This window comes from Marinifilum breve (assembly GCF_003202155.1).
GTDB classification, from domain to species: domain Bacteria; phylum Bacteroidota; class Bacteroidia; order Bacteroidales; family Marinifilaceae; genus Marinifilum; species Marinifilum breve.
On the sequence record NZ_QFLI01000020.1, the window covers coordinates 1 to 7,596 of the forward strand.

Annotated in this window: 4 protein-coding genes; all 4 read right to left on the reverse strand. The window is 37.8% G+C overall.

Going from position 1 to position 7,596, the window contains the following annotated elements; translation table 11 throughout:
* Positions 1 to 583 precede the first annotated feature (583 nt).
* Positions 584 to 2,005, reverse strand: coding sequence for a DUF4302 domain-containing protein (locus DF185_RS22750; RefSeq protein ID WP_110364036.1), 1,422 nt, complete (start codon positions 2,003 to 2,005; stop codon positions 584 to 586).
* A 161-nt stretch (positions 2,006 to 2,166) separates the two neighbouring features.
* The gene (locus DF185_RS22755; protein ID WP_110364038.1) at positions 2,167 to 3,213 is read right to left on the reverse strand and encodes a substrate import-associated zinc metallohydrolase lipoprotein; all 1,047 of its coding nucleotides are present in this window, start codon (positions 3,211 to 3,213) and stop codon (positions 2,167 to 2,169) included.
* A gap of 28 nt (positions 3,214 to 3,241) precedes the next feature.
* On the reverse strand, positions 3,242 to 4,768 hold the full coding sequence (locus DF185_RS22760; protein ID WP_165836108.1) for a RagB/SusD family nutrient uptake outer membrane protein: 1,527 nt from the start codon (positions 4,766 to 4,768) through the stop codon (positions 3,242 to 3,244).
* A gap of 12 nt (positions 4,769 to 4,780) precedes the next feature.
* On the reverse strand, positions 4,781 to 7,596 hold a 2,816-nt coding region (locus tag DF185_RS22765; RefSeq protein ID WP_110364042.1), incomplete at its 5' end, for a SusC/RagA family TonB-linked outer membrane protein.

The window sequence follows — 7,596 nt, forward strand, 5'->3', positions numbered from 1 at the left end:
AACTCTGCCAAAGTAGCATCCTCAAGTATTTGAATTTGGCTAGACAAAAAATTCGTCTCTAAAATTTCTTTAAAAAACTCAATGATATCTTTTAGTTCTATCCTCCCTTTCATTTCAACAATCTGCAGACTATTAACTTCGTAGCACTCATTCAAATTAATCATAACTTATTTTTGATGTCCATTCTAAAAAAAAGTTGAAAATCCACTAGTATCGAAATCATAAAAAACGGATTATTACAACCTAACTAATAGCAATCTATTCATTTGTAAACAGGGATATTAATTTTTGCATTATCCTTTTTTTGGCTACACAAAATTTGGAATGGTCGTGAACAGCACCTAAAGAGTTTCAAAAACTCCTTAATTTTATGAAAGAGAGTCTTCTGGCATAGGGGTAAATAACAACCAGAAAACTCTCAACTCACTAACTAGTCATAGTCTTTCGAGACGGGAAAAATAATTGTTAAATATTATCATATATTCGCTGTCTCTGATATTATTATAAGCCATTAAACTGTTAAAGCTTTAAAATAACCTCTCCGAAATCAATCGGAGAGGCTTTATTTGATAATTAGAGTTTATTAATAGGATATGCTCCACCAAGCTTTGATAACAATGGATGGGTCTTCCATATTATAGAATTCAGCTGGGTAAATTTCCCATGTAGGAGTATAGAAATAAGATGAACAATATATACTCCATCCCACCGGATTACAGAATGCATTTAGCATATTCTGAATATGTGGATCAGTATTAATTACATCTTTTGCAGCAGCAGCGTCTTCAATATCAGTAATCACTTCTCCATTCCAGACAAATTTCAGTTCACTTTCATCAAGCTTGATAATTTCTATAGGCAAGAACGCATATTTACCAGAGTAATCAGCTCCTTCAAGTATAAATCCTGCACCCAGATTTTCTCCAGCCGAGTTTGTATAATTAGAATGAACTGCGAAGTAGTCAAACATTTCACATTCTTCATCGATACCCTTGGCATATCCTGTCACTATATTATCCGGTTCATCATAGTTCCAAGGATACATCTTCCATCCTGAAGCATATTGTTGGAAGAAGATATCTATTGCTTTGTCAACCATTCCTGGTGATTGCCACATAGGAAGATCTGAAGTAGCTAAAGTACCTACAACACTTTTATTACCAATTACCCAAGTATCATCTACCTCATTGTACGAAATTCTATCCAAAGTATCACCTTTCACAACTACAGGATAAGAGAAAATCAATTCATCGTGAGTGAATACATAAGATGCTTCCTGACCATATACTTTTTCGCCATCTACTTCCCATACCATCTCATAGAACCATCCTTCTTTGTCAGGTACAGCTGACATATTTATAGCAACTCCATCGGGGTTAAATCTGATAAAGAAAGGATTTTCTTCCGTAGCACCCATACCGTCGGTTATCTTGAAAGCCACAAAGTTCTTTTCAAATAACTGCAAAAACTTCTCGCGCATCTCTTGGATATCTGTCATGTCCCAGTCCTGCTCAGTAGCTTTTTCTAGAATCATTTCATTCCCCAACTCTTTTCCCTGGAAAATTAAATTTCCTGCATCCTCTCTCATGAAGATAAATTCCTGATCTCCACCAAACCCCTGGCCTTCCCAAATATTAGGCTTAGTCAACCAGTGGAAAACATCATTATAAGTGTTGAAATTAAGGATCGTTCCTGCTTCGTGATTAAGAACGAACTCAGACTTCTCTTCTTTAAAACCGTTGGCGATAGTTACTTCTCCGTTAAAGTTCTCTCCGTTTTGCTCAAACTTCATCACAAAAAAGTCTCCGGCACTTGCTTTATCATTAGGCCCCTGATAAACTAAAACTGTCTTCCAACCAAACTCTGATCCTTTCAGTAGATTCATCAGTTCTGTTTTTGCTTCTACCTTTCTTTCTGTAGGTGTTTTATCAATAGCATACTCATAGTCATCCTCACAGGCCGAGAATGCAATAAGCATTGTGAAAACATATAATAATCTCTTCATAATTTTAAAAATTAGTCCCGATAACTATCGGGGTGATTGTCAAGATGTGAGACATGAAATGATTTACAACTTTTGGACAGACATATTGAAATTATTTCTTTCACAAAATCAAAAAGTTGTGTGACAAAAATTATAACATGTCTCATTTCTCAACATACAATTTATTCAATTACTAAATTACTTACAGCTGTATCAATTCTTTTTTGCAAATTGTACAAATCAATACCCCACTTCTCGTTATAGTAAGCTGTTACAATATTAACCTTGGCAGTAAACTTCTCATAGGCTTTTTTAGCTTCAGGTGTTCGAACCCAATAGGAGTTCCAGTTTTCATCATATTCTTTTTTCCAGCACCATCCGTACAGAAAAGATTCCCATTCCGTCATGAACACATTTCCATCTTCATTTGTAGGCTCCCCCTGCTCGTCCATGAGTGGAACATAGAATTCATGAGGTTCATTACTGTATTTAGATCGGTCTAACATACCTGCTACAATCTCCACAAAGTCCTCATCCTCGTTCAACATTGAATAAGGTGTAATAAATCCTTTCAAGTTGGCATCTTGAGGATATAAATCCATCCAGTTTGCAGTATAATCACCTTTACAAATTTCCTTGAACTCATCAGCATAAAATTTGGTTTGATGCATAATGTGAGCAAACTCGTGATGCAGGGTATGGAAAGCTGTTCTCATTGCATCTTTCTTTCTATTAACTATCACTTCTGGAGTATCCCAAGTGTAAACTGCTACCTCTGCAAACTTATCTACATTAAAGATGGTCACCTTTCGTCCTCCTTCGGCCATCCCCATGGTCATGGAACCATCAGCATTGTATTGAGGTGTTCCTACCAATACCAACAACTTCGGCATGTACTTGTACATGAAATCCGGATTGTTACCTGCAATGGACTCTTCCTCGTAAGGTTTAATCCATAGATTCAAATAAGCTTCCAAAAAATCTTTAGCTTTCTCAATTTTAGGAGGGGTAACATGAAAGCTGTTTGGAATTTCATTATCGTCCCACTTGTACTTTACCTCTACATTGTAAGGCTTTGTAAGATTCTCATAAATCCACACGTCGAGCTCATTCTGTAATGACTCATCAATGTCCAATACAGATTCATCTCTCAAGTCCTCTTCGGTATCACACGAATAGAAAGAGAACAAGACTGCTGACATTATCAATAATATATATATTTTCTTCATGTCTTTTTATTTTATAATTCCCTAAAAATTATCTTGCATTTGACTGCAGACCATATTGTTGTGCTGAAACAGGAATTTGCAAGGCTTTTCTTGCATCATTCGCTTCCAAAATTACCGGAGTGCCGTTCTTAACCTTGTGCACAACTTTAAGATTGAATCGACGAATATCGAACCATCTCATACCATTGTAGTAGAATTCTCTTCTTCGCGTATCGATTACACAGTTCAGATAAGTTCTTTGCTTATCATCGAAATCGTACCATGGATTCAGAGGTGAATCAGCATTTGAATCATCCTGGTAAGCTGCAGTGATGTTTGCCTCCGTTACTTTATTTTCATCGGCATAATTGGTCATTCTCTTCTCAAAATATGAGTCCAGATCCTGCTCTGCCTCTGTGTATTTCTTCAACATTACATTGGCCTCAATTCGGTTGAACAAAGCTTCCTCAGCAACAATCTTTGGAGTCATGGCATAGTACCAACCAATATCTGAGTTTACATCCATTCTTTTGAAGAAATAACCCCATTTTAAAATGAAATCATCACCTTCACCAAAGCTTGCAGTAGCTTGACACCATTCGTTATTCCCGGTAAGATTAAAAATATTGTCGAACAACTTTTGCTTGATTCCTTGTTCTGAAACATTTGAAGTATATCCATATTGCAGCACAGCCTGGAAGTAATAGAACCAATAGGTAACATTACTTGTTAACATGAAGTTAGCAGGTTCTGTTGACTTGGTGTATTCTGTTATTTGCTCATTCAAGCCCATGTTCTTATATTTTCCCGAAAGATTTCTCAAGTATGATGAGGCATTGCTACCCAAAGCATCAGTTGAATAATCCACAACTTTTTGCCATTCTCCTTTGTATAAGTAGAATCGTGATGCAAAAGTATTGGCTGCAGCTTTATTAAAATGATATTTTGGAACATCGTAGGCTGAATCATCGATGTATTGAAGACCTTCTACAAGATCCTTCTCAATCAATTCATAAACTTTTGCTACTGTTTCTCTCTTGTAATCCTTGAATACTACTGTTTCCACTTCGGTAACATAAGGAACACCCAAATCGCTTGCTGCAGTTGCAGGATTATAAGGATTTCCCCAAAGGTTCACCAACATGAAGTGACAATAAGCTCTAATTACCAAAGCTTCACCATAGTATGGCAGATAGCTATTCGGAATTTCACCTCCAACCTTTTGGCTTTCGATAAACTCAAGGGCTTTATTGGCATGAGAAATAGCACTGTAACACTTATCCCAGTAGCCTGCAGGAGAGTCCTGATTCACATCAGAAAATTCTTCCCAGAAATACCCCTGCTCATTATTAATCATTGATTGGTGCCCCGGCCCTTTGTCATCAGCATTATCTGACATGGCAAAACAAAACAATCCATAAGTAAATTCAGGATATGCACTGGTCAACAGCTCTTTCACTTTCTCTTCCGAATCCAACTCCATCCTGTTATCAGGGGTGGTATCCAGATACTTATCACACGACGTAAAACCTAGTGCCGCAACGATAGTCAGTATATATAATAAATTCTTGTTCATCTGTGTCATTTTTTAGAATCCTAATTTAAGCGAGAATGTATATTGTTTTGGCACCGGTAGAGCAACACCACCTGTTCCGAAGAATTCAGGATCCTGTCCGTTCAGTGCTTTATCGGAATACAACAACCACAAGTTGGTTCCCTGTGCTTTCAACGAGGCACTTGCCAATCCAAGTTTATCAAGGAATTTTTTAGGAATTCTGTATTCCAAAGAAACCTCTTTCAGGCGGATGAAATCACCCTTTGCCACTCGCTGATCGGAATAGTTGAAGGCATTGTAAGTAGATTCCAGCTCATAGCCATATTTATCGTAGATTTCTTTACTTGCAATAACCGGAATATTTGTAATGTTTTCATCTCCAGGAACCATCCAACGGTCTCTCATGTCCTTGGTAACCGCATCCATATCGCTGTATGAGGCGTGGAAAGAAGGATACAAACGAATCTTGTTTCCAAATTGGTAGCTACAGAATACATTCAGTTTCCAGTTCTTGTACTCAAAAATATTTGAGAACCCACCTGTAACCTTAGGATCGATAGAACCTTCATACTTCAGATGGCTGATGGCATCATCCTGGAAATATACATCCATTGTTTTGTTTCCATTCTCATCGTAGAACTGTGGCAAACCAAATTCATTCAATCCTGCAAAAGGAATAGAGTACAATCCGCGAACCGGACCTCCTTGAAGAGCACCACCTTCAGCCTTTACCAAACTATAAATATTTGGTCTGTTTTTCAGGTCTGTAATCTCATTTTTATTATATGCAAATGTCAGGTTCGATGTCCATTGGAAATCATCAGAAACAATGTTTCGTGTTCCTAAACTAAATTCAATCCCTTTGGATGTCATATCGGCATAGTTGGCAAATTTCCAGCCTTCACCACCAATACCTGATGTTCTAACGAAAGCAATTAAATCGAATCCTTTTCTTTGATATGCATCAACACTTAATGAAATTCTGTTGAACAAGCCCATGTCAAAACCAATATTGGTTTCGTACTGCTTCTCCCATGTCAATTCAGAATTCTCCAACGACTCAATGTACATTGCATTTTGCTTTTCTGAATCGTAAGGAGTGGTGGTAATTGCATTTCTGTATACAATGGTAGCATTGTTTGCAGGTCCCATAGAAGCTGTCAATCCGTAAGTACCTCTGAAAGACAAGTTAGATAACCACTCAACATCTGTTAAGAAAGCTTCCTCCTTAGCATTCCACTTACCTGATAAGTTCCAGGTTGGCAAGTATCTTGAACTTTTTGACTGTCCCAACTGGTTCGAACCATCCACACGTGCAGTACCATTAAAGGTATATTTTCCTTTGTATGAATAGGCCAGGTTGGCAAATGCAGCCACAAATCGATCTCTGTACTCCTGCATTCCGAAATAAGAGAATCCTGACTCGTTGGTTGACTTCATGATGTTAGGATCAGTAAATACTGTTCCTCCCCTGTTGTACTGGTAACCATATCCATTGAAGAAATCAGACTGACGGTCTACATACTTCAATTCCTGTCCCAACATTACATTAACAGAGTGAATTTCATTGTATGTTTTGTTGAAATTCAACATGTTTCTGAAGTAGAAGTTCTTCATGGTATTGGTCTCCTTGTTGTAGAAACCACCATTAGGAAGAACTGAAATGGGTCTTGCATTTGGAGTAGAAAGATCTTTCCAAAGATATTTGTTACTTCCAGAAATCACTGGATCATCAATACCTGCATTGTAGGCAGCAACCACATTGGATCCCTCCTTAATGATGTGCTCGTTTGCAGATTTTACGTAACGCATCGATCCTGTAAACTTATACTCCAAATGCTTGTTGAATTTGTAACCCAAATCAGCCTGGATGGATAAATCCAAAACGTCAAGGTTGATATAGTTGTTCTTATACTCGTCCAAAATGTTGAAAGGAGCATAGTTCATTCTTACATACTCTAGGTTTCCATCCTCATCGCGAGGAGTAATGGTTCTGGTAGTATTCAATGCATAAGAAAATGGATTGATATCGAACTCACGTGAATAGTCTCCGTTTACAACATCGTTGGTTCTGTTAAAAGTACCAGGAGTTCTCTGCTCACGAATAGATCCTTTTGTCTGAACTCCTACCGTAAGTTTATCGGTAACATTAAAATCACCTCTCAAATTAACGGTATAACGGTCAACGTTGTCAGCAATGGTCCATCCTTCATCATGTAACCATGAAGTTGATACATAAAACTTAGAGGTTTCCGATCCTCCTGAAAATGAAACCGAGTGATTCTGCTGCAATGAGTTTCTGAACAGCATATCGAACCAATCGGTATTTGCTCTTTCATATCTTTTTAGAAAGTCAGCTCTTCCTTTTTTTGTGTTCTCCAGACCAAAAGCGCCGTTCTCGTAAGAGTTAATCAATGAGTACATCTTGTGAAATACACCACCATCTTTTGATCGCATTACATCACCGTGAGTTAACCATCCTTTGTCTTCCATCTCCAGGAACATCTCCATCTGATCCTGAGAGTTCATGATGTCGTAGTTTGAATAGTTTGGCTTCATCTTCATTGTGAACTCAGAAGTTACACGAATCGAGTTTTTACCAGCGTGTCCTTTCTTGGTAGTAATTACAATTACACCGTTCATGGCGCGGGCACCATACAATGCTGTTGCTGAAGCATCTTTCAAAATCTGAAAGCTTTCAATATCATCAGCATTGATACCTGCTACTGAAGAAGAGATAAGCGTTGCAGCATCACCTGAAGACAATTGGTCTGGTGAAATATCTACAACATCTTCCAATACCACTCCATCAACTACCCATAAAGGCTTGGTATCACCATAAATAGAGG

Excerpts from the sequence above, each read along its gene's own strand:
- DF185_RS22755 (WP_110364038.1), bottom strand. The coding sequence starts at position 3,213 with ATGAAGAAAATATATATATTATTGATAATGTCAGCAGTCTTGTTCTCT.
- DF185_RS22760 (WP_165836108.1), bottom strand. The coding sequence starts at position 4,768 with ATGAACAAGAATTTATTATATATACTGACTATCGTTGCGGCACTAGGT.
- DF185_RS22750 (WP_110364036.1), bottom strand. The coding sequence starts at position 2,005 with ATGAAGAGATTATTATATGTTTTCACAATGCTTATTGCATTCTCGGCC.